General features: G+C 38.6%; 17 protein-coding genes and 7 pseudogenes. 16 read left to right on the forward strand and 8 right to left on the reverse strand.

The features are described 5' to 3' along the window. Positions 1 to 65: 65 nt before the first annotated feature. Positions 66 to 845 (forward strand): annotated as a pseudogene (gene tus, locus E3U36_RS12680) (DNA replication terminus site-binding protein); the annotation flags it as partial. Positions 846 to 897: 52 nt separating this feature from the next. Here the strand turns inward: tus and fumC are convergent. Further along, complete coding sequence (gene fumC, locus E3U36_RS07775) at positions 898 to 2,295, reverse strand: class II fumarate hydratase (protein WP_180816117.1); 1,398 nt, start codon at positions 2,293 to 2,295, stop codon at positions 898 to 900. A 168-nt stretch (positions 2,296 to 2,463) separates the two neighbouring features. On the opposite strand from fumC, the gene manA reads away from it, so the two are divergent. The 4 genes from manA (at position 2,464) to E3U36_RS13555 (ending at position 6,904) form a co-directional block, all read left to right on the forward strand. Beyond that, positions 2,464 to 3,639, forward strand: coding sequence for a mannose-6-phosphate isomerase (manA, locus tag E3U36_RS07780; RefSeq protein WP_180816119.1), 1,176 nt, complete (start codon positions 2,464 to 2,466; stop codon positions 3,637 to 3,639). 89 nt (positions 3,640 to 3,728) lie between these two features. After that, a complete protein-coding gene (locus E3U36_RS07785) occupies positions 3,729 to 5,321 on the forward strand; it encodes a YdgA family protein (RefSeq protein ID WP_180816120.1) in 1,593 nt (530 codons plus the stop codon). 346 nt (positions 5,322 to 5,667) lie between these two features. Continuing rightward, positions 5,668 to 6,591, forward strand: coding sequence for an IS5 family transposase (locus E3U36_RS07790; RefSeq protein ID WP_180816122.1), 924 nt, complete (start codon positions 5,668 to 5,670; stop codon positions 6,589 to 6,591). An 82-nt stretch (positions 6,592 to 6,673) separates the two neighbouring features. Beyond that, positions 6,674 to 6,904, forward strand: a complete 231-nt coding sequence (locus E3U36_RS13555) for a hypothetical protein (protein WP_500784361.1) — start codon at positions 6,674 to 6,676, stop codon at positions 6,902 to 6,904. Between the two features lie 29 nt (positions 6,905 to 6,933). Here E3U36_RS13555 and E3U36_RS07795 read toward each other — a convergent pair. Both E3U36_RS07795 and E3U36_RS07800 read right to left on the reverse strand, forming a co-directional pair. Beyond that, positions 6,934 to 7,874, reverse strand: a pseudogene (locus tag E3U36_RS07795) (bile acid:sodium symporter family protein). Positions 7,875 to 7,922: 48 nt separating this feature from the next. Continuing rightward, positions 7,923 to 8,884 (reverse strand): annotated as a pseudogene (locus E3U36_RS07800) (Gfo/Idh/MocA family oxidoreductase). Between the two features lie 252 nt (positions 8,885 to 9,136). Here E3U36_RS07800 and rsxA point away from each other — a divergent pair. The 9 genes and pseudogenes from rsxA (at position 9,137) to E3U36_RS07845 (ending at position 17,679) form a co-directional block, all read left to right on the forward strand. Then, positions 9,137 to 9,718, forward strand: a complete 582-nt coding sequence (gene rsxA / locus E3U36_RS07805) for an electron transport complex subunit RsxA (RefSeq protein ID WP_180816124.1) — start codon at positions 9,137 to 9,139, stop codon at positions 9,716 to 9,718. After that, the gene (rsxB, locus tag E3U36_RS07810) at positions 9,718 to 10,332 is read left to right on the forward strand and encodes an electron transport complex subunit RsxB (RefSeq protein WP_180816126.1); all 615 of its coding nucleotides are present in this window, start codon (positions 9,718 to 9,720) and stop codon (positions 10,330 to 10,332) included. Before rsxA ends, rsxB begins: the two co-directional genes overlap by 1 nt. Further along, positions 10,325 to 12,085, forward strand: coding sequence for an electron transport complex subunit RsxC (gene rsxC, locus E3U36_RS07815; RefSeq protein ID WP_180816128.1), 1,761 nt, complete (start codon positions 10,325 to 10,327; stop codon positions 12,083 to 12,085). The genes rsxB and rsxC overlap by 8 nt, the downstream gene beginning before the upstream one ends. Before the next feature lie 26 nt (positions 12,086 to 12,111). Beyond that, positions 12,112 to 13,197, forward strand: a complete 1,086-nt coding sequence (rsxD, locus tag E3U36_RS07820; RefSeq protein ID WP_180816130.1) for an electron transport complex subunit RsxD — start codon at positions 12,112 to 12,114, stop codon at positions 13,195 to 13,197. Positions 13,198 to 13,206: 9 nt separating this feature from the next. Beyond that, positions 13,207 to 13,833 carry an electron transport complex subunit RsxG gene (rsxG, locus tag E3U36_RS07825; protein WP_180816132.1) on the forward strand — a complete coding sequence of 209 codons (627 nt, stop codon included), beginning with the start codon at positions 13,207 to 13,209 and terminating at the stop codon, positions 13,831 to 13,833. Positions 13,834 to 13,838: 5 nt separating this feature from the next. After that, positions 13,839 to 14,573 carry an electron transport complex subunit E gene (locus E3U36_RS07830; protein WP_180816134.1) on the forward strand — a complete coding sequence of 245 codons (735 nt, stop codon included), beginning with the start codon at positions 13,839 to 13,841 and terminating at the stop codon, positions 14,571 to 14,573. Then, the gene (nth, locus tag E3U36_RS07835) at positions 14,566 to 15,207 is read left to right on the forward strand and encodes an endonuclease III (RefSeq protein WP_180816136.1); all 642 of its coding nucleotides are present in this window, start codon (positions 14,566 to 14,568) and stop codon (positions 15,205 to 15,207) included. The genes E3U36_RS07830 and nth overlap by 8 nt, the downstream gene beginning before the upstream one ends. Positions 15,208 to 15,347: 140 nt before the next feature. Beyond that, positions 15,348 to 17,297 (forward strand): exoribonuclease II, encoded by a 1,950-nt coding sequence (locus tag E3U36_RS07840; RefSeq protein WP_180816138.1) that lies wholly within the window; start codon positions 15,348 to 15,350, stop codon positions 17,295 to 17,297. A 188-nt stretch (positions 17,298 to 17,485) separates the two neighbouring features. Further along, positions 17,486 to 17,679: pseudogene (locus E3U36_RS07845) on the forward strand (YMGG-like glycine zipper-containing protein). Between the two features lie 59 nt (positions 17,680 to 17,738). Here the strand turns inward: E3U36_RS07845 and E3U36_RS07850 are convergent. Next, positions 17,739 to 17,843, reverse strand: a pseudogene (locus E3U36_RS07850) (stress response translation initiation inhibitor YciH); the annotation flags it as partial. Positions 17,844 to 17,920: 77 nt separating this feature from the next. On the opposite strand from E3U36_RS07850, the pseudogene E3U36_RS07855 reads away from it, so the two are divergent. Further along, positions 17,921 to 18,775 (forward strand): annotated as a pseudogene (locus E3U36_RS07855) (IS5 family transposase). A gap of 57 nt (positions 18,776 to 18,832) precedes the next feature. On the opposite strand, the pseudogene E3U36_RS12685 reads toward E3U36_RS07855, so the two are convergent. The 4 genes and pseudogenes from E3U36_RS12685 to E3U36_RS07870 all read right to left on the reverse strand — a co-directional run. Then, positions 18,833 to 19,053: pseudogene (locus E3U36_RS12685) on the reverse strand (SUI1 family translation initiation factor); the annotation flags it as partial. Then, positions 19,041 to 19,778, reverse strand: coding sequence for an orotidine-5'-phosphate decarboxylase (gene pyrF, locus E3U36_RS07860; protein WP_180817587.1), 738 nt, complete (start codon positions 19,776 to 19,778; stop codon positions 19,041 to 19,043). The gene pyrF and the pseudogene E3U36_RS12685, both read right to left, overlap by 13 nt. A 44-nt stretch (positions 19,779 to 19,822) precedes the next feature. Continuing rightward, positions 19,823 to 20,992, reverse strand: coding sequence for a lipopolysaccharide assembly protein LapB (lapB, locus tag E3U36_RS07865; protein WP_180816139.1), 1,170 nt, complete (start codon positions 20,990 to 20,992; stop codon positions 19,823 to 19,825). 6 nt (positions 20,993 to 20,998) lie between these two features. Beyond that, positions 20,999 to 21,316 carry a LapA family protein gene (locus tag E3U36_RS07870; RefSeq protein ID WP_180816141.1) on the reverse strand — a complete coding sequence of 106 codons (318 nt, stop codon included), beginning with the start codon at positions 21,314 to 21,316 and terminating at the stop codon, positions 20,999 to 21,001. A 535-nt stretch (positions 21,317 to 21,851) separates the two neighbouring features. On the opposite strand from E3U36_RS07870, the gene ribA reads away from it, so the two are divergent. Beyond that, positions 21,852 to 22,454, forward strand: a complete 603-nt coding sequence (gene ribA, locus E3U36_RS07875; protein ID WP_180816143.1) for a GTP cyclohydrolase II — start codon at positions 21,852 to 21,854, stop codon at positions 22,452 to 22,454. Positions 22,455 to 22,470: the final 16 nt, after the last annotated feature.

The raw sequence follows: 22,470 nt of genomic DNA on the forward strand, positions 1-22,470 counted from the left end.
AAAAGAGTAAAAAATAGTTTTATAAGTTTTATTAATTACCTTTTGAGAACAACAAGAAAGGAGAAGAAAATAATGATATTAACCAAATAGCAATTAGCACTTTGACAGGAAAAGCTGCCTTAAACTTAGCATTAACAAACTACAATCGATTATTTATTCATGATAGCCCGCAACACATTAGTAATAAAACTGCAATAAGGTTACCTGGTGCCCTATGTTTTAATCTTTCAGTAGAAAATGATTTAGGCATCAAACAGCAACTGGAAACAATTAATAAGTTAAAAACAGAATTAAAAAATATTGTCACTCATCAATCTGGGATAAAAAAAGAGCAACGATTTGAATTTATTCACCAACAATTACATGGCTTAATTACTCTGAATGCCTATCGTAAAATCAATTATGTTGAGTCACCTAGTAGCATTAATTTTGGCTAGGCCAATAAAAATATCGTCAATAAAGTAACAAAAGAGCAAATCCTTGAGCGATTACATAAAAACTATCAATCTGAAAAAGCAATGTCGGCATATACTAAACAACAATGGCGTACTTTAATTGAAAAAGAGATCCAGGACTTAAATAGCATCTCTAATGCTGCCATATTAAAAATACAACGCCCCGTAAAAGTTCAGCCGATTGCCAGAGTTTGGTACGCGAATGAAAAACAACAAGTACAATACGCTTGCCCTCTTCCACTGTTATCATTTAGTAGTGATACAAACCATTTGACAACATTAGGTACGCTTACTGACTATGATATTAATAATATAAAAATAAAACATAAGCCAAAAAATAAAAAACTAAAATTAATTATTGCTCGATTACATCTTTATCAAGAAATTTAAGTAAAAAAACCGAGATTATTAACTCGGTTTTCTTTTTTTATAAATATAAAAACTACTTTATCATACTACTAACCATATTTTCAGGTCGCACCCAAATATCACACTCTTCGGCTGTTAAATAAGCCAGTTTTAATGCTGCTTGCTTCAGCGTCAATCCTTCTTTATGTGCTTTTTTAGCAATTTCAGCGGCTTTATCATAACCAATATGCGTATTTAGTGCAGTAACTAGCATTAATGATTCATGTAATAATTTATCTATCCGTTGGCGATTAGGCTCAATACCTTTAGCGCAATGATCATTAAAACTAAGCATACCATCCGCCAATAAACGAATTGATTGTAAAAAATTATCAATAATCATAGGGCGGAAAACATTGAGTTCAAAATTACCTGATGCTCCACCAATATTAATAGCAACATCATTCCCCATAACCTGAGCACAAAGCATAGTTAAAGCTTCACACTGAGTCGGATTAACTTTTCCTGGCATTATCGAACTACCAGGTTCATTTTCTGGGATCATAATTTCACCAATGCCACAACGCGGACCTGATGCTAACCACCTTACATCATTAGCGATTTTCATTAATGAAGCTGCTAAACCTTTTAAAGCACCATGGGCATGAACTAAAGCATCACAAGTAGCTAAAGATTCAAATTTATTAGGCGCAGTGACAAATGGTAGGCCGGATAATTTTGCAATTTTACTGGCAACTTTAATGGCATATTCAGGATGGGTATTTAAACCGGTACCCACCGCCGTTCCGCCTAATGCCAGTTCAGATAGATGCGGAATACTCTCTTCGATATGGCGGACATTATGAGCTAGCATTGCTCCCCACCCTGATATTTCTTGGCCTAACGTTAATGGTGTTGCATCTTGAAGATGCGTACGGCCAATTTTGACAATATCATTAAAGGCATCAGATTTTTGCTTAAAAATAGTTTGTAGTTCTTTTAATCTAGGTAACAGATGTTGATGTAAAGCAATAACAGCAGCTACATGCATTGCAGTAGGAAATACATCATTAGAACTCTGGCTTTTATTTACATCATCATTCGGGTGAATTAAGCGCTGCTGGCCTCTTTTCCCACCTAAAATTTCACTCGCTCTGTTCGCCAATACTTCATTTATATTCATGTTAGTTTGCGTACCAGAGCCGGTCTGCCAGACTGCTAATGGAAATTCAGCCATATGCTTATCCGCTAAGACTTCATCAGCTGCGGCGATAATAGCATTAGCCTTATCCTTTGCTATCAAACCTAAATCGCTATTTACTTCAGCTGCTGCTTTTTTAGTTAATGCCAATGCATGGATCAAGGCAACAGGCATTTTTTCCACTGAGATATGGAAATGGTGTAGCGAACGTTGCGTTTGAGCGCCCCATAGCCTATCTGCTGGGACTTTAATTTCACCCATTGAGTCTTTTTCAATGCGATATTCTGACATTATTATTATCTCCTTAGCATAAAATAATTGGATATGCATAATCCATCTTTGCAGATAAACTGATTGTACTTGAAATCATGCACTATTTTTAATTTAACATGTGAGAGATAAGCGAGTTTATTGCATTACAGTTAAAAATAAATTTTTATCAACTAAGAGCAGTATTATATGTTTAAAATGATCAATAAAATTCAACACTATGATTGGGGTAGTAAAGATGCCCTAACTAAGCTTTACCATATCAAAAATCCTCAGGATTTACCGATGGCTGAATTATGGATGGGAGCACATCCTAAAGCCAGCTCTATGGTTGCAGATTTAAATAGCCAGCAAAAAATATCGTTAGATAAACTAATCGCAACCGATCCAAGCTATTATCTCGGTGAAAAAATTGCTCAAAAATTTCATCGATTACCTTTTTTATTCAAAGTGCTCTGCGCAGCTCAACCACTTTCTATCCAGGTACACCCAGATAAAATTGCTGCCGAAGTTGGGTTTAAGCGTGAAAACGCAGCAGGAATTGCGCTCGATTGCCCTAATCGTAATTATAAAGACGATAATCATAAGCCTGAATTTATTTATGCTTTAACACCTTTCAAAGCGCTTAATTCATTTCGCCCTTTAAAGAAGATCACTAATTTATTGCTGCCGATTGCCGAAGCTTCACCAGTTATTCAACTATTTTTAAATACCCCAACAGAAACTCAACTGGCACAACTTTTTAAACATTTGTTAAGCCTGACAACAAAAGAAAAGCAGCAGCTACTTGCAGCCTTAAAATCTGTTCTACAGCAAGAAAAAGGGGAACCTTGGAACACTATAGAGAAAATGTTGCCATTATACCCTGAAGATAATGGATTATTTGCACCATTGTTACTGAATATTATTGAATTACAACAAGGTGAAGCGATGTTTCTCTATGCCAGAACGCCGCATGCTTATATTGAAGGTGTTGGTTTAGAAGTAATGGCCAATTCTGACAATGTACTGCGCGCGGGATTAACTAACAAACATATTGATATTGCTGAATTACTGGCTAATTTAGATTTCATTGCCAAATCCTGCGACACATTATTGCTACAACCGAATATACATAATAATGAATTTTGTTATCCTATTCCGGTAGATGATTTTGCTTTTTCCTTATATCTAATTGATAATCAATTGACTACGATAGCAAACAATTCTGCCACGATTTTATTTTGTGTTGAAGGTAAGATATCTATCACCTCAGAAAATCAAACTGACGAGATCCTATCTGGGGAATCAATATTTATATCTGCATCCGAAAGACAAATTATGCTCAATGGAAAAGGTAAACTGGCCAGAGTTTTTAATTATTAGCAAAAATTAAAATACATGCAAAGCTGTATATAATATATTTTATTAAATTTGATCACTTTTACCCGCTAAAATCCTTTAGGGATGGATATATGAAGAAATCGTTAGTAGCTGTAGGCGTCATTGTAATTGTTGCCGTAATTTGGACAATTAGCTCTTGGTATACCGGAAAAAAAATTGAGGGAGAGTTTGATACTTTCATTGAACGTACTAATACCACACTAAAAAATAATGCACCAGAAGCTGGTATTAATGTTAAAACAGAAAATTATCAGCGAGGAATTTTCACTTCTAACGCAGACATCATTATTGATATAAAAGAGAGCAGCGAAAGAAAAAAGACCATTGTTAAGTTTGCCACAAAAATCTTTCATGGCCCCTTTCCTATTAACAAAATAGTTAAACTTAATCTGTTACCAAGATTAGCCTCAACCACTATTGAACTGGTTAAAAATGCAACCACTGAAGAACTATTCAAATATACTCAGGAGCCAGCATTCATAACTGGTGATGTTGACGTCGGTTTTAATGAAGGCCTAGATGCAAATTTAAATTTAAGTCCACTAGACGGTAATCCTTATGGAAAAAATATAACTTTTAGCGGTGGTGCAATTAATTATGTGGGCAATACCGATCTTAAAGATATAAAAATTTCCGTTGTTAGTGATAATTTTGTTATCGGCAATAAAGAGAAAACGGAAAGCATGATCCTTAAAGGGCTCAATATCCAAAGTGATTTATCACTGACTCCGTTTAATTTCTACTCCGGCAAACAGACGCTTAATATTTCCGATATTAATGTTAATAGCGATGACATTAAATTTTCATTTAAACACTTTGCTATTAACTTAGATTCTGTACTAAAAGACGATAGCATTGACGGTAAAATTTCTTATAGCATTAATGATCTTATCGCTAAAGAACAAAACTTAGGTTCTGGAGAACTTACGTTATTAATCGAAAGAATGGATGCTAAAGCGTTTGGTAATTTCCTAAAAAGTTATAATGATGAAATTGCTCACAACTTAGCAAATGGCAACCCTCTTTATAATGCAGATACTATTTTCGCCCAGTTATTAGTTGAGAACTTACCTAGCTTGTTGAAGAATAGTCCGAGAATTGTCATCGAACCTTTTTATTGGAAAAATAGTGCCGGTCAAAGCGATATCAAAATAGATATCGATATGAAGCCTTGGACATTGAATCAACTCTCTGTTTATAGCCAAAATAACCAATACGATCAGGTCATTAAAGCACTATTCAATCATTTTAATATCAATGTTAATTTATCAAAATCGATGTTGATAGAAATGCTTACCCAAACAGAAATACTAGGCTCAGATGATAAAGTAACTACCCCGGAACAAAAAACATTATTTAGTCAGAAAGCAACTACACAAATTAGTGAATTTGAAAGTTCAGCTAAGCAAAATGTCTTTACATCACCAACAGAATACTTCCTAAGTGATGAGAAAAAAGCACAATTGAATGAAGATAGACCAATTTTGCCATGGATGCTGGTAACCAAAGATAATATGACGCTGGATATTCATTACGCCGGTGACGAACTGAAGATGAATAATCAATCATTTAAATTAGTTGAGTTTTTAATTAATATTGGCTTGATGGACAATCCATCGGCTCAGCCTGCAACAACGCCGAAAACTACCCCGCAATCAAATTAAACCTTAGTAAAATGACAAAAGCCAGTTAAGATACTGGCTCTTTTGTATCAATTTTTAATACTGAGGGTTTCTATGTTGAATAAAATTAATATCATAAAAGATCGACCTTTAATAAAACCTAGCCAGCAACATAATCAGCTAAAAACAAACTCATTAACTAGTAAAATAAAAAAAATAAAAAACTGTTTTGTAAAAAATAATATTCATATTTCAACTAAAATTGATTCAAGTAAGGCTAAATTTTATCACCAACTCATGTTACGTTTAAATCGGCTTTGTTGAATAAATCGAACTTTTAGGTGATTGGCGGAGCTGATCGCTAAATTCGTTTCAACATCAGGTCCCCATGGCAAAGCAAAAGTTTAAAATTACCAACTGGCCCGCGTACAACAAGGCACTCAGACAACGCGGTTCCCTGACGGTCTGGCTTGATGAGTCGGCCATCGCTGGATGGACTGACAGTTCTTCGCCTGAAGGTCGTGGCCGGCCGCTTTACTACAGCGATATGGCTGTTACCACTGTCCTGATGATGAAGCGTGTGTTTAACCTGTCGCTCCGGGCATTACAGGGCTTCGTTGATTCGATTTTTAAACTCATGTCTTTGCCGCTGTGCTGTCCGGACTACTCGCTGGTCAGCAGACGAGCAAAGAGCGTCAACATCAGCATAAAAACGCCAACGCGTGGTGAAATCTCGCATCTGGTCATCGACAGTACCGGTCTGAAGGTCTTTGGCGAAGGTGAATGGAAAGTCAGGCAGCATGGGGCTGACAGACGAAGAGTGTGGCGCAAGCTTCATCTGGCAGCAGACAGTGTGAATCATGAGATTATCTGTGCCGACTTATCGCTCAGCGGAACGACAGATGCGCAGGCACTGCCGGGCCTGATTAACCAAACCCACCGGAAAATCAGGGAAGTGTCAGCAGACGGTGCTTATGACGCCTGTTACTGCCACGATGCGTTGCTAAGAAAGAAAATCAGGCCCCTTATCCCGCCGCGAAGCGGAGCGAAATACTGGCCGGACAAGTACCATGAACGTAACCATGCGGTGGCGAATCAGCGTCTGAGCAGGAGTAATGATATGTGGAAAAAGAAAGTGGGTTATCACCGGCGTTCAGTGGCAGAAACAGCGATGTTCCGCATAAAAACTTTGCTGGGTGGCCATCTGAGGCTGCGTGACTATGAGGCTCAGGTAGGTGAAGCAATGGCGATGGTCAAAGCGCTGAACCGTATGACGTTGTTGGGTATGCCACACAGCGTCAGGATCGGATAATAGGTGTAGCAGAGGGAGCCATCCTGGCGGCTAATTCTGATTTATTCAACAAAGCCGTTTAAATCTTGACAGTTCAATTCAAATAAAGAATTATCATCTCAATTCACGACTTAATCAGGAATATAATTCCACGATAGAAAGTGTCGCCCTACAAGGATCGCCAAAAAACTTACATTCAACTGAAAGCTTGTCTTTACCTGTTTGCCCCTTTCTATTGAGCCAAAAACTACTACAAGTTAAGCCAATGCAATGTGAAGAAAAGACACAAAATGAGAGAGTTAAATTAAATGGCTATGTATCATCAATTAAATAAGCTGTATAATTTTCATATTAACGACTTTTTTAGCGTAGCGTTGTGCCAATAGATACCATTAATTGAATTTGATGAAAAATCATCACCGGCAGTAAAAGAATACCCACTAGATGAGCAGGAAAAAGTATATTAGCCATAGGGACACCATTAACTAAACTTTTCTTAGAGCCACAAAATACTATTGTGATCTCATCGGCTTTACTAAAACCAAAATAACGAGCGGTGTAAATATTAAATAAAATCACTATAGCAAGTAAAAAACCGCTAACAATCGCAATCATTAATAGCGACCAGCCATCAACTTTATACCATATCCCTTCAATAACCGCCTCACTAAAAGCGACATAAACCACTAATAAAATAGATGAACGATCAGAAATAGTAATTAATTTTCGATAGCGATTAATCCATTGTACCAGTAATGGCCTAATATAAATGGCAGCATAATTTGCAATAAAATAGCCCCAATATTTGACAACAACTCAATCTGTTGATGATTATCAATATCTATTAAGAAACTGACTAATATTGGCGACAAAAACACCCCTAACAAACTGGAAGCTGATGCGCTACAAATGGCAGCAGCAATATTGCCGCCGGCAACAGAAGTAAACGCAATCGCAGACTGCACTGTCGCAGGTAAGGCGCAAAGGTAAAGAAATCCGATATAAACAGTCGGTGACATCCACTCAGGTACTAACGGCTTTAACGCTAAGCCAATAATCGGAAACAAAATAAAGGTACTGCAAAAAATTAGCAGATGTAATCGCCAATGACCGATACCGGCAAAAATAGCCTGGCGTGAAAGTTTTGCGCCATGGAGAAAAAAAAGTAACTCAATGGCTATAGTCGTTAAATGTTGAAAGACGATTTTCACCTTACCTTGACAAGGAAAAAAGGAAGCAAGCATTATAGTCATTAACATAAACAGCAAAAAATAATCAATTTGTAAACGACGCCACCAACACATAACGCTTCCTTTAATATTTAAAAATATGAATAGACAAAATGAATAAAATTAAAGCGCCAGCTCTACTGTGTGTTGCATTTTTGCCGACTCGATTCCCGCTTCAATCAATTTCATCACCAAAATAGCTTCTTCGGCGCTAACTGGATTAGGTGCACCATTAGTAATTGCCTGACGAATAGCACGATAATAGAGACCATAATTACCCGGTTTAGTTTCTAATGGCTTAACGATTAGCTCACCATTTTGTAACAACGTCACATTTCCATCGTGACTATCCTTACCCCAATCTTTTGCTGTTGGTAATTGCCCTGCTTTTAAACACTCTTCTTGTGGATCGAGACCATATTTTACATAACTGCCTTCCATACCATGTAGTAGATAAATCGGCGACTCTGCTGCTGCGATGGTGGTGGCATGTAAAACAACCTTTAAGGTTGGCCAAAAAGTTGCAATACTTGATCAAGCATGTCAGGAGCCAAATCATACCATAGACCACTGCCCGCCTCTTTTGACTCTCGCCACCGTTGACGCACATCAGGCCGATAACGATCAAAATGCGATTCATAATATTTTAGCTCACCCAATATTTGATTTTCTAGCAACGATTTCACCGTTAAAAAACCTGAGTACCAGCGGCGATTGTGATAAACAGATAATAACTTACCTTTTGTTTGCGCTAATTGATGTAACGTTACAGCTTCTTGCACAGTCAAGGTAAACGGTTTATCGACGATTACATGTTTACCGGCTTCGAGTGCTTGTTTAGCCAATGGGAAATGAGTTTTATTTGGTGTTGGAATAACAATCAAAGAGACTTCTGGCTGCTCAGCCAAAAGTTGTTCAAGTGAAGCAAAAACAGGGACATTAGGCCAATCTTTTTTTACTTTTTGTTCATAACTACTTACAATAGCTGATAATTGAAATCCTTCTATTGTGGTAATAAAAGGAACATGAAAGGTTTTACAGGCAAAACCGTAACCAATCAAACCAACCTTAATCGGTTTATTCATAACTACCCCTTAAAACAATGACATATCAAACTTAAAACCATATATTACAACCAGACCAGCCGATGCATATTATTTAGCGTACCTTTTTATTTTTTAGCTGCAATCACTATTTTTCATTTTCTTAAAAATCATTAACTGACTAAAATTGACTTTCACACAAGATCGATAACCTATATGACTATCAGTTGCTATCATAGCCGACCATTTAGGTTTACAACTTCGACTGACTAAATAAAAAATTTAGGCGTTCAGATGACAGATTATTTTTTATTATTTATCGCTACCGTTTTGGTAAATAATTTCGTGCTGGTAAAATTTCTTGGATTATGCCCTTTTATGGGGGTTTCTAAAAAACTAGAAACCGCTATTGGTATGGGATTTGCTACAACATTTGTGATGACTTTAGCATCCATCTGTTCATGGCTAATGGATACATTGGTTCTAATACCGTTAGATTTAATCTATTTACGTACTTTAAGCTTTATATTAGTTATTGCTGTTGTTGTTCAATTTACTGAAATGGTGGTACGCAAAACCAGCCCGACACTATACCGTCTTTTAGGTATTTTTTTACCGTTAATTACCACAAACTGTGCAGTTCTTGGTGTCGCTTTATTGAATATCAATCAATCACATAATTTTTTACAATCTGCCGTTTACGGTTTTGCTGCTGCAGTAGGATTTTCTTTAGTAATGGTGCTATTTTGTGCCATCCGTGAACGTATCGCAGTGGCAAATGTTCCGGCTCCCTTTCGCGGTTCATCGATTGGTCTCATTACAGCCGGCCTAATGTCTTTAGCATTTATGGGATTTAGTGGTTTGGTAAAATTCTAATGAGTACTTTATTAATTGCAATCGGTGTTATTGCCGGATTTGGCCTTATTTTTGGTCTTATTTTAGGATTTGCCGTGCTTCGCTTTAAAGTAGAAGACGATCCAATAGTAGAAAAAATTGATCATATTTTACCACAAAGCCAGTGTGGCCAATGTGGCTATCCAGGTTGTCGCCCATATGCCGAAGCAATTGCCAATAATGGTGAAACCATAAATAAGTGCGCGCCCGGCGGCGAACAAGCTATGTTAAAAATTGCCGAATTACTTAGTGTAGAGCCACAAGCGCTTGATGAAGATAAATTAACACCAGAACGAAAAGTTGCTTTTATTGATGAAGCCAACTGTATTGGCTGCACTAAATGTATTCAGGCTTGCCCCGTTGATGCAATTATTGGAGCAACGCGCGCTATGCATACAGTGGTAGAAGATCTCTGTACCGGTTGTGATCTTTGTGTTGCCCCTTGCCCAACAGACTGTATTACGATGCTACCAATAAAAACCACCATCAAAAACTGGAAATGGGATCTCACCACTATTCCAGTAAAAAATATTACTACATCATCGAACTCAACACCGACCGTTACATTTGCTAGCAAGGAGCAAGCAAATGTTTAACTTTTTCAAAAAACTTACGTCAAATAAAGAAAAAATTTGGTCTTTTTCAGGTGGCATACATCCGCCTGAAATGAAAATACAATCAAGCCAAGTTCCGTTAGTTACGCTCCCTTTAGCTAATGAATTGATTATTACTATTCAGCAACATGTAGGCTCAGCGGGTGATATCATTGTTAAAACCAATGACTATGTTTTAAAAGGACAAGCATTAACTAAAGGTTGTGATCGTCAGATCCCTGTCCATGCTACGACTTCAGGTACTATTACTGACATAGCCCCTCATATAACCGCACACCCCTCCGGCCTAAAAGAGCTTTGTATTCGATTACAGCCAGATAGTAAAGATCAATGGTGTGAGCGCAAACCTCTACCCAACTACTTACAATATTCTGCTAAAGTCTTATTGTCACATATTGAGCAAGCCGGTATAGCAGGATTAGGCGGCGCAGGCTTTCCGACGGCAACAAAGTTGAAAAATGGCAATAAGTTAATTAATACGTTAATTATCAATGCCGCAGAGTGTGAACCTTATATAACCGCCGATGATCGATTAATGCAGGAGCATGCTGATGAGATTATCGAAGGTATACTGATACTGATACATATTTTAAAACCGAAAGAAGTCCTGATTGGTATTGAAGATAATAAGCCCGCAGCAATAGCCGCCTTAAAAGAAGCACTTTTAGGCCAACAAGCTATGATTAAATTACGAGTGATCCCAACAAAGTATCCTTCAGGCGGCGCTAAACAATTAACTAAGATATTAACCGGCAAGGAGATACCCAGCGGCGTTCACTCTTCGTTCATTGGTATATTGATGCAAAATGTTGGTACTGTGTTTGCGATTAAACGAGCCATTATCGATGGAGAACCATTAATTGAACGGGTGGTTACATTAACCGGCGATGCTATACAAAAGCCTGGTAATTATTGGGTTCGTTTGGGTACCCAGATCAATTTTCTATTACAACAGGTCGGTCTGGTGCCACAATCAGAGCAAATGGTTATTATGGGAGGGCCACTAATGGGCTTTACTTTGTCTGATTTAACCACTCCTATTGTTAAAATTAGCAACTGTATCCTTGCTCCTACCATAGCAGAAATCGGTGAACCTAATATTGAAGAAGCTTGCATTCGCTGTGGTCTTTGTACCCAAGCTTGTCCAGCTAATTTATTACCACAACAGCTTTATTGGTTTAGTCGAGGACAGGAGCATGAAAAAGCGGAACAATATAATTTATCCGATTGCATAGAATGTGGTGCTTGTGCTTATGTTTGCCCAAGTAATATTCCACTGGTCCAATACTATCGACAAGAAAAGGCTGAAATTAAATCCATTACTCAAGAAAAACAACGTACATCGGATGCTAAGCAACGGTTTGAGGCTAAAAAAAGCCGGCTTGAACGAGAAAAAATTCTGCATCAGCAACGGCATCATCAAGCGGCTGTTAAGCCCGAAGCAACCGACAAAGCCACAATTAATGCTGCATTAATGCGAATTAATGCACAAAAAAATCAGGCTGACAATAGTAGAACTGAACCATTGAATAACCAAGCAGCGATTGAAGCGCGTCAAGCCAGAAAAGCCCAACTGCGCACTATTCAAGCTGCCAGACAAGCAGCCGAAAGCCAATCAGTTGTAGCAACAGAAACAACAAGCGAGCAGCAGCCAGTTGATCCACGTAAAGCGGCCGTTGCCGCCGCTATTGCTCGGGCTAAAGCCAAACGTGATGCGCAGAGTAAAACTCCCTAATAATTGAACAATATATGAGCTGAAAAATGAAATTCAGACCAATACCGACTAATAGTCGGGTCAACCGATTAAAAATGACGACTTCACCCTTTACGCATGAAAACCAAAGTACCAGCAAACTCATGCTGGGGGTTGTTATTGCTGCCATTCCCGGTATTGCCTGCCAAATTTACTTTTTTGGTAGTGGAACGATTTACCAAATTTTACTCGCTATCATAACCGCATTTATTTGTGAGGCGGCAGCTTTACAGCTACGAAAATTACCGGTTATAACCCATTTAAAAGATAATTCCGCCTTAGTAACCGCCTTATTATTGGCTATTAGTATTCCAACATTATCACCCTGGTGGCTGGTAGTTTTAGGTACGGCCTTTGCCATATTAATAGCTAAACACATCTATGGCGGATTAGGCCAAAATCCATTTAATCCAGCCATGGTAGGTTATGTGGTATTATTGATCTCATTTCCTGTTCAAATGACAAGTTGGTTACCGCCGACAGAGCTTCAATCGATCCATGCCGATACTTTAGCTAGCCTACAAGTCATTTTTTCCGGCCATACCGATACAGGAGCAACTTTAAACCAATTAACGTTAGGTTTTGATGGTGTAACTCAAGCGACACCACTCGATAGCTTTAAAACGGGTTTACTAACACACTCAATTAGCCAAATACTGCAACAACCTATTTTACAAGGTTCTTTAGCTGGCATCGGTTGGCAATGGGTTAATATTGCTTATCTGTTTGGTGGCATTATTATGCTTTATCGCCGAATAATCAGCTGGCAAATTCCGCTGGCATTTTTAGCCACGCTAATATTCTGCTCATTATTGAGCTGGCTTATTATGCCATCACAATACGCTTCTCCTATGATACATCTGTTTTCAGGAGCAACCATGCTTGGTGCCTTTTTTATCGCCACTGATCCAGTTACGGCGGCAACTACACCGCGTGGTCGTCTTATTTATGGTGCAATGATTGGATTATTAATTTGGATCATTCGTGTTGATGGTGGTTATCCGGATGCTGTTGCTTTTGCGGTATTACTGGCCAATATCGCTGTACCGCTGATTGATCACTATAGCCAGCCGCGTGTTTATGGCCATAAATAAGGAGTGGTTATGCTAAAATCCATTAGACATCATGGCTTGATATTGGCTGTTTTTGCTGCCGCTACCACTGGACTGACAGCAGTGGTTTATACCATCACCAAAAGTACCATTAATAACCAGCTACTTATCCAACAACAAAAACTGTTTGATCAAATTATTGCTCCTGAATTTTATGATAATCATTTAACCAAAGAGTGTTACTTAGTAAGTAAAAATGAAGCATTAGGTAGCGAACTGCCCCATCATCTCTATATTGCCAGAAAAGAGGGAAAACCGATTGCTGCCATCATAGAAAGTATCGCACCAGATGGTTACTCAGGAGCAATAAAATTGCTAGTCGCAGCCGATTTTCATGGTAAAGTGCTTGGTGTTCGTGTACCTGAACATCATGAAACACCTGGATTAGGTGATAAAATTGATATTCGTATTTCAAATTGGATCAACTATTTCTCAGGTAAAAAAATTGACTCAGAACATAGTCCCCATTGGGCGGTAAAAAAAGATGGCGGCGATTTTGACCAATTTACTGGTGCCACCATTACACCAAGAGCAGTTATTAATGCCACTAAGCGTGCTGCCTGGTTTATACAGTCGGTGCCGCAAAAATTATCAACTTATCCAGCATGCGCAAATTAATTACAATGAATGAAACTAAGAAACTTTTTATCCAAGGATTATGGAAAAACAATTCAGCACTGGTTCAATTATTAGGTCTGTGCCCGTTGCTAGCGGTTTCTTCGACAGCCACCAATGCGTTAGGATTGGGACTGGCAACAACATTAGTGCTGTTTTTCACTAATATTACCGTCTCAACTTTTCGTCATTGGATCCCAAGCGAAATACGTATTCCAATCTATGTAATGATTATCGCATCGGTCGTCTCCTTTGTGCAGATGTTAAGTAACGCCTATGCTTTTGATTTATATCAATCTTTAGGTATTTTTATTCCGCTGATTGTTACTAACTGTATTGTTATTGGGCGAGCTGAAGCTTACGCCGCCAAAAATAATGTCTATAACTCAGCAATTGATGGCTTAGCGATGGGAGCGGGTGCCACGATAGCACTGTTTTTTTTAGGTGCCATGCGAGAAATTTTAGGTAATGGTACGCTGTTTGATGGTGCAGATTTGCTGTTAGGAGAATGGGCAAAAATATTACGTATTGAAGTTATTCATCTTAATTCTCCCTTTTTATTAGCTATATTACCCCCAGGGGCTTTCATTGGATTAGGTTTGATGCTAGCAGGTAAATATTTAATCGATGAAAAAGTAAAAATATATATTAGTCACAAACAACAGCAATCTGCGGTAAAATCGGCGGCTTTCCCCAATAAAAATCATTTAGCCAAGGATCGAGAGCAAATAAAATATGAATAAACAAAAGCGGATAGACATCCTGACTCGCTTACGTGACAACAATCCAACACCAACAACGGAGCTTGTTTTTAATTCGCCTTTTGAATTACTTATTTCTGTATTACTTTCCGCTCAAGCTACCGATATTAGTGTCAATAAAGCAACGGCAAAACTCTACCAGATTGCAAATACCGTTGAAAAAATGCTAGCCCTAGGCATCAATGAAATAAAGCATTACATAAAAACAATTGGCTTATTTAATACCAAAGCTGAAAATATTATTAAAACCTGTCAGATATTAATTGAGAAATATAATAGCCAGGTGCCAGAAAATCGCGAAGCCTTGGAATCCTTACCCGGTGTCGGCCGCAAAACGGCAAATGTGGTATTGAACACCGCCTTCGGCTGGCCAACAATTGCTGTTGATACCCATATTTTTCGCGTTTGTAATCGCACGAATTTTGCCCCAGGTAAGAATGTTATCGAGGTTGAACAAAAGTTAATCAAAGTAGTGCCGATTGAATTTAAAGTGGATTGCCACCACTGGTTTATACTACATGGCCGTTACACGTGTATTGCCAGAAAGCCACGCTGTGGCTCTTGTATTATTGAAGATTTATGTGAATTTAAAGACAAACAATACCCCACAACCTAACGATTAACTAACGAATTTTCAAGACAACTTTATATATGCCATTTATTGAAGTGACAAATATTATTATTCTGCTTGCCCATAGCACTCAACTTGAGCAAAATGTGGGTAAATTTTAATTTAACGACGCAAATACGGATAGTATGTTTCAAGATAACCCGCTGCTAGCGCAGCTAAAACAGCAATTACATGCCCAAACGCCTCGTGTTGAAGGGATTGTCAAAAGTACCGAAAAAGGTTTTGGTTTTCTTGAGGTCGATGGAACGAAAACTTATTTCATTCCACCGCCACAAATGAAAAAAGTAATGCATGGTGATCGAATTATCGCCACCATTCACACAAATAAAGATCGTGAAATTGTTGAACCAGAACAATTAATTGAGCCCTTTCTTACCCGATTTGTAGGACGTATTCAAAAAAGAAATAATGATAATCGGCTTTATGTGAAACCCGATCACCCAGTATTAAAAGAAAATATTTTTTGTCGTTCGGCGCAACATCTAGCTAATGATTTGATGCAAGATGATTGGGTAATAGCAGAAATCCGTCGTCATCCATTAAAAAATCAAGGCGGATTTCAAGCAGAAATAATCCAATATATTACCCATGGCGATGACCATTTTGCCCCTTGGTGGGTAACATTGAGTCGGCATCAATTAGCGCGCGAAGCGCCGGAAATGCAAAATTGTACCATTGAGGAGCAGACAGCAGAACGCCTTGATCTCACTCACCGCAACTTTATTACCATTGACAGTGCCAGTACCGAAGATATGGATGATGCGCTTTATATAGAGCGTATTGGCGATGATCAATTGCGTCTATTTGTTGCTATTGCCGATCCTACCAGTTATATCCCGGTAAACAGTGAGTTAGATACCATTGCCCAACAACGTTGCTATACCAATTACCTACCTGGCTTCAATATTCCGATGTTGCCACGTGAATTATCAGATAATTTGTGTTCTCTGCGTCCTAATGAGCGCCGCCCTGCACTAGTCTGTCAATTTGATATTAAACAAGATGGACAATTGGCTGATAATAGTCAATTTTGCCTGGCATGGGTTGAATCAAAAAATAAATTGGTATACGATGATGTCTCTGACTGGCTAGAACAGCAACAAGATAAATGGCAACCAGAAAATGAAATTATCAAACAGCAAATTTTATTGCTCAATGAAATGTGCGAAAAACGGGCCGCCTGGCGCCTAACTCATGCATTAGTATTTAAAGAGCGTCCTAATTATCGCTTTGTACTTGATGAGAATGGTAATGTCACGAATATATTGGCAGAGAAACGGCGGATTGCTAATCGTATCGTCGAAGAAGCGATGATTGCAGCCAATCTTTGTGCAACAAAAGTATTAAAAGATAAATTAGCAACCGGTATTTTTAATGTTCATAATGGCTTTGAACCCAGTCAAATTGATAACGTTGTTGCCATTTTGCAAGAACATGATATCGAACAAAATGCCCAAACACTGTTAACACTTGAAGGATTTTGTCGTTTATGGCGTTTATTATATGACCAACCCACTAAATTTCTAGATAGTCGAATACGCCGTTTTCAAGCTTTTGCTGAAATTAAAACTACGCCAGCTGCCCATTATGGTTTGGGATTTGATGCCTATGCAACCTGGACATGCCCTATCCGCAAGTATACAGATATCATCAATCACCGCTTTTTAAAAGCCATGATCCATCATGAGCAGCATAATATCACAAAACCTTCTGAAACTTTGATGGCAAAAATTACTGATCGCAAGCGCGCTAATCGTTTAGCTGAACGCGATGTCTGTGACTGGTTATATGCACGTTATCTAAAACCTTTCGCCAAAACTAACACTATTTTTGCTGCTGAAATAACCGACATTACTCGAGGTGGGCTCCGGATCCGTTTAACCGACCATGGCGCCAATGCCTTTATTCCGGCACCTTTTATCCATTCTGTGCGAGAAGAAATACAGTGTAGTCAAGAAGCAGGCGCTATAATTATTAAAGGTGTTGCTGTTCATAAACTTAACGATGTGATTAATGTTCAACTTGAAGAAGTTCGAATGGAAACCCGCAATATTATTGCACGACTGGTATCCTAAGGACATTTCACAGATAGCTTACTGATAATAAGCTATCTGTACAGAATAGCGGCTTTATTATTTTTGCAATTTCCTTTAGCTTGCCGAAAAATCTGATTAAAAAAAGTTGCTATCTAGGTTAATTTGAATTTAATTGATTATATCAATAGCATAGAAGAATGAAGAGTTCAAAAAAACACACATTACTGATGTTAATATCTGTCATTTCCCTCATGTCTATTACAGCCTGCTCTAATATGTCAAAACGCGACAAAAATACCGCTATTGGTGCTGGCATATGGGCAGTATAGGTGGTGCTATTCTGACTGAAGGTAGTGGATTAGGTACGGTAGGTGGTGGTGCTATTGGTGGTATAAGTGGTCACCAAGTCGGTAAGAAATAATCGCACCCAACAAACCATAATAGAGCCAGTTCATTATCTGGCTTTATTTATAAATATGATTAACCTCCGGCCAGTTTAACTTTCATTCCCTTTGCTTCTAATAATTGCTTAATAAGCTCGCGTTTATCACCCTGGATCTCAATATTGCCTTGTTTGATTGCTCCGCGGCTTTGTTGAATAAATCGAACTTTTAGGTGATTGGCGGAGCTGATCGCTAAATTCGTTTCAACATCAGGTCCCCATGGCAAAGCAAAAGTTTAAAATTACCAACTGGCCCGCGTACAACAAGGCACTCAGACAACGTGGTTCCCTGACGGTCTGGCTTGATGAGTCGGCCATCGCTGGATGGACTGACAGTTCTTCGCCTGAAGGTCGTGGCCGGCCGCTTTACTACAGCGATATGGCTGTTACCACTGTCCTGATGATGAAGCGTGTGTTTAACCTGTCGCTCCGGGCATTACAGGGCTTCGTTGATTCGATTTTTAAACTCATGTCTTAGCCGCTGTGCTGTCCGGACTACTAGCTGGTCAGCAGACTAGCAAAGAGCGTCAACATCAGCATAAAAACGCCACCGCGTGGTGAAATCTCGCATCTGGTCATCGACAGTACCGGTCTGAAGGTCTTTGGCGAAGGTGAAAGGAAAGTCAGGCAGCATGGGGCTGACAGACGAAGAGTGTGGCGCAAGCTTCATCTGGCAGCAGACAGTGTGAATCATGAGATTATCTGTGCCGACTTATCGCTCAGCGGAACGACAGATGCGCAGGCACTGCCGGGCCTGATTAACCAAACCCACCGGAAAATCAGGCCCCTTATCCCGCCGCGAAGCGGAGCGAAATACTGGCCGGACAAGTACCATGAACGTAACCATGCGGTGGCGAATCAGCGTCTGAGCAGGAGTAATGATATGTGGAAAAAGAAAGTGGGTTATCACCGGCGTTCAGTGGCAGAAACAGCGATGTTCCGCATAAAAACTTTGCTGGGTGGCCATCTGAGCCTGCGTGACTATGAGGCTCAGGTAGGTGAAGCAATGGCGATGGTCAAAGCGCTGAACCGTATGACGTTGTTGGGTATGCCACACAGCGTCAGGATCGGATAACAGGTGTAGCAGAGGGAGCCATCCTGTCAGCTAATTCTGATTTATTCAACAAAGCCTTGCTCCGCCTGAACCACATTTTTTCTTTAATTCAGCAGCAAGCATCATTAATTGATCTTTATTCAAATCCAAGCCAGTAAGCCCTTGCCTTTTCGGCCTGAGCTTTCACGTCTGATACGAACTATACCGTCGCCTTTGGTTGACACTGATTTTTTTTCTACTTCAACTATTCTGCCAGTTTCCGTCGAATAAACTAAACGCGAGTCACTCATGTTATCCATCCAATTGAACGATTAATTTGCGACAGCGTTAACACTGGATCGGCACTATGGGTAATAGGACGACCAATAACCATATAATTAACGCCAACATTAATAGCCTGCTCTGGCGTCATAATTCTTCGCTGATCATAGGATTCTGCACCAATGGGGCGAATGCCTGGCGTAATTGATAAGAAATCGCTACCACAAGCTGATTTCAGTGTTGCTACTTCGTGTGCTGAACAGACTACACCATCCAACTCACACTCCTTGGCTAATTTTGCTAGCTGCAAGGCGCGATCAGCCGGCAGTTGTGTAATACCAATCTGGTGCAGATCCGCTGGTTCCATACTGGTTAATATGGTAACCGCAATCAATAGTGGAGCATCTTTACCATATTCAACTATTGCCTCTTTAGCCGCCATCATCATTCTGAACCCACCACTGGAATGTACATTAACCATCCAAACCCCGATTTCCGCCGCTGCTTTAACAGCTTGCGCCACCGTATTAGGAATATCATGAAATTTCAAATCCAAAAAAACCTGAAACCCTCGGTTATGTAAAGTTTGAATAAATTGTGGGCCATATAAAGTAAACATCTGCATACCCACTTTCAGGCGGCAATCCTGCGGGCTGAGGTTGTCAACAAAAGATAATACCTTAGCCAGATCATGATAATCTAATGCAACAATAACCGGGGAATTAGTAGAGACAGGAAGTTTATTTTGCGTGCTGGCTATCATTTTTAACCTTTTTAAATTTAATGAATGCAATATATGTTAAGTTGTCACTGACCATCAAGGCCTTTTATTGGTTTGATCGTATCCCAAGAGCGGCATGAAGGACAATACCAATATAAAGAATGGGTAGTAAAACCACATTTGCGGCAACGGTAATCAGGTTTAGAGCGGATTTGCTCGCCAACCATATTGCGCAGTAATTCCAGACTATCTTTTGCTCTGCCTTCTTCTGCGTCTGCCAAATGATAATCGATCAGTTTATAAAACAATCGCATCGTTGGATGACGTTCAAGTTGCTGTTTAATAAATATTTGCGCTTTTTCTAGCCCTTTTCTTTTTTCAATTATTTCCGCCAGATAAAGCTGAGCAGTTGCGCCGCAATCGCCAGCAACACATTGTTGGATATAAGCTTCCCAATCATGCCAATTCGCTAAATGATGATAACATTCATAAAGCATGGTTAAAGTTTCACTGACTAAATCTCTATCTTGATCAAAAACTTGTTTAAGTACTGAAATGGCTTTTTCATATTCATCTCGGGCGATATGAATGCGCCCTTTCATAATAGAAACTCGAGTAGCGTTTTTATTTGGTTGAGCGGCTTTATTTAGTAAAAGAAATGCGCCATCAAGATCGTCACTACTCAGCTCCAATAGTGCCAGTTCGCAATAAAAATGAGCTATTTCTTGTTTAAATTGAGTATTGCCCATTTTGACTAATTTTTCGGCAACCTCGATTGCTTTATACCAATCGCTAGTTGCTTGATAAATAGTAAGTAAAGATTGTAACGCACTAAAGCGAAAATCTTGCTCATCAACTAGCTGCAAAAAAATATTTCGCGCCCGATCATAAACTCCTGCTGCTAAATAATCTCGCCCAAGCTGCTGTGTGGCTAATAGTTTCTGCTCAAAGGATAATGAGTTACTTTCAAACAAGGATTGATGAATACGGATAGCCCGTTCAATCTCCCCCCTTGAACGGAAAAGATTACCTAATGTCAAATGAGCCTCAAACGCCGAGCTATCTTCTTTAAGCATATCTAAAAACAGATCAACGGCTTTATCTTGTTGATTAGATAGCAAGAAATTGACACCAGCTACATATTCACGGGATAAACGATCAGCATTTTGTTGTTTATCTTGTTGAGCACTTCTGCGTCCCATATACCAACCATAGGCAGCGGCAATAGGCAGTAGCAGAAATAGCAGCTCTAACATAAAAAATTACCTTTTTTCATTTGTAACAACTGCCACAGTAGTATCGTGTTCACTTTGAGTTGATTCGGTTAATTGACTTTCTAAACGTTTAATCTTACGTCTTGCATTTGATAATGAAATTAATGTTTTAGCGTAAAACATCCCGCAAATAAGCCAACCCAGCAAGAATCCAACCGCAAAAAGGACGGCTAGTAATGTCGATATTGGATAGTCACCTTTAGCAATCAAATAATTAAATGTTACTATCTGATTATTGCTTGAGCCAAGTGTCACGGAAACAATAAAAATGGCTACAGCAAGTAATAACATTAAAAAATATTTCACATTTTTTCCTATTGTTGCTTAATGATAGAAAAGCGCTGGAAACACTTTTCGTTGCTTAACTTAGCATCTAAACCCAATAAAGAAAGTGAATTATATCAACACTCACCTTTTTATTTAAAATAAACATTTCAATGGTAGATAACATAATGAGTGACCACAAAAATTATCCTATAACATGTTAATGGTGCAAAAATATTTTTAATCAAAAAATTCCTTATTGAATTTATCCCATTTAACGCAATACTAGTGTTGCTGACTATTTTTTTCAATAAATGAAAAAATCTCAGAACATTTATTTATATTAGACACCGGTCTCAATCAGCAAACCTCAATCTAAATTAATAAACAAAATGTGCTTATAGTTAAAATAGTTAATTTTTTAATAATCATATTGTAGTAATATGAACATAAACTTATCTACTGATGATATCCACTAGCCTAGTAAAATATATAGGTAAAAATAATTTGATAACTATTTTTTAACGCGCTTTTCCTTAATTTTAAATCCAGAGTTTTGTTCATTATGTATAACACTATGCAGTTAAAACGTATAGCTGAAGCCAAATTACCTACTCCTTTTGGTGAGTTTCTACTTGTTGGTTTTGAAGAAATTGTTAATGGTAATAATCATATCTCACTTATTTATGGTGATATTACTAATGGAAAACCCGTTCTTTCCCGTATTCACTCGGAATGTTTGACCGGAGATGCCTTATTTAGTTTACGTTGTGATTGTGGTTTTCAACTAGAAGCAGCACTTAAACAAATTGCCGAAGAAGGTAGCGGAGTACTACTATACCATCGTCAAGAGGGGCGTAACATCGGATTATTAAATAAAATCCGCGCCTATGCTCTGCAAGATCAGGGGCTGGATACTGTTGAGGCCAATTTAAAACTCGGGTTCAAACCCGATGAACGTGATTTTACTGTCTGTGCTGATATGTATAAATTATTGGCAATAAATGAAGTTAGATTATTAACCAATAATCCTAAAAAACTAGAAATTATGAAAGAAGCTGGAATCAATGTCGTAGAACGAGTTCCTCTCATTGTTGGTCGTAATCCCAAAAATAGTGACTATCTCAATGTAAAAGCCAGCAAATTAGGTCATATTCTATCTGATAATGCGAAAAAATAATCAATCAATTATTATC

The sequence above is a fragment of the Arsenophonus endosymbiont of Aphis craccivora genome (assembly GCF_013460135.1).
In the GTDB taxonomy this organism is placed as follows: domain Bacteria; phylum Pseudomonadota; class Gammaproteobacteria; order Enterobacterales; family Enterobacteriaceae; genus Arsenophonus; species Arsenophonus nilaparvatae.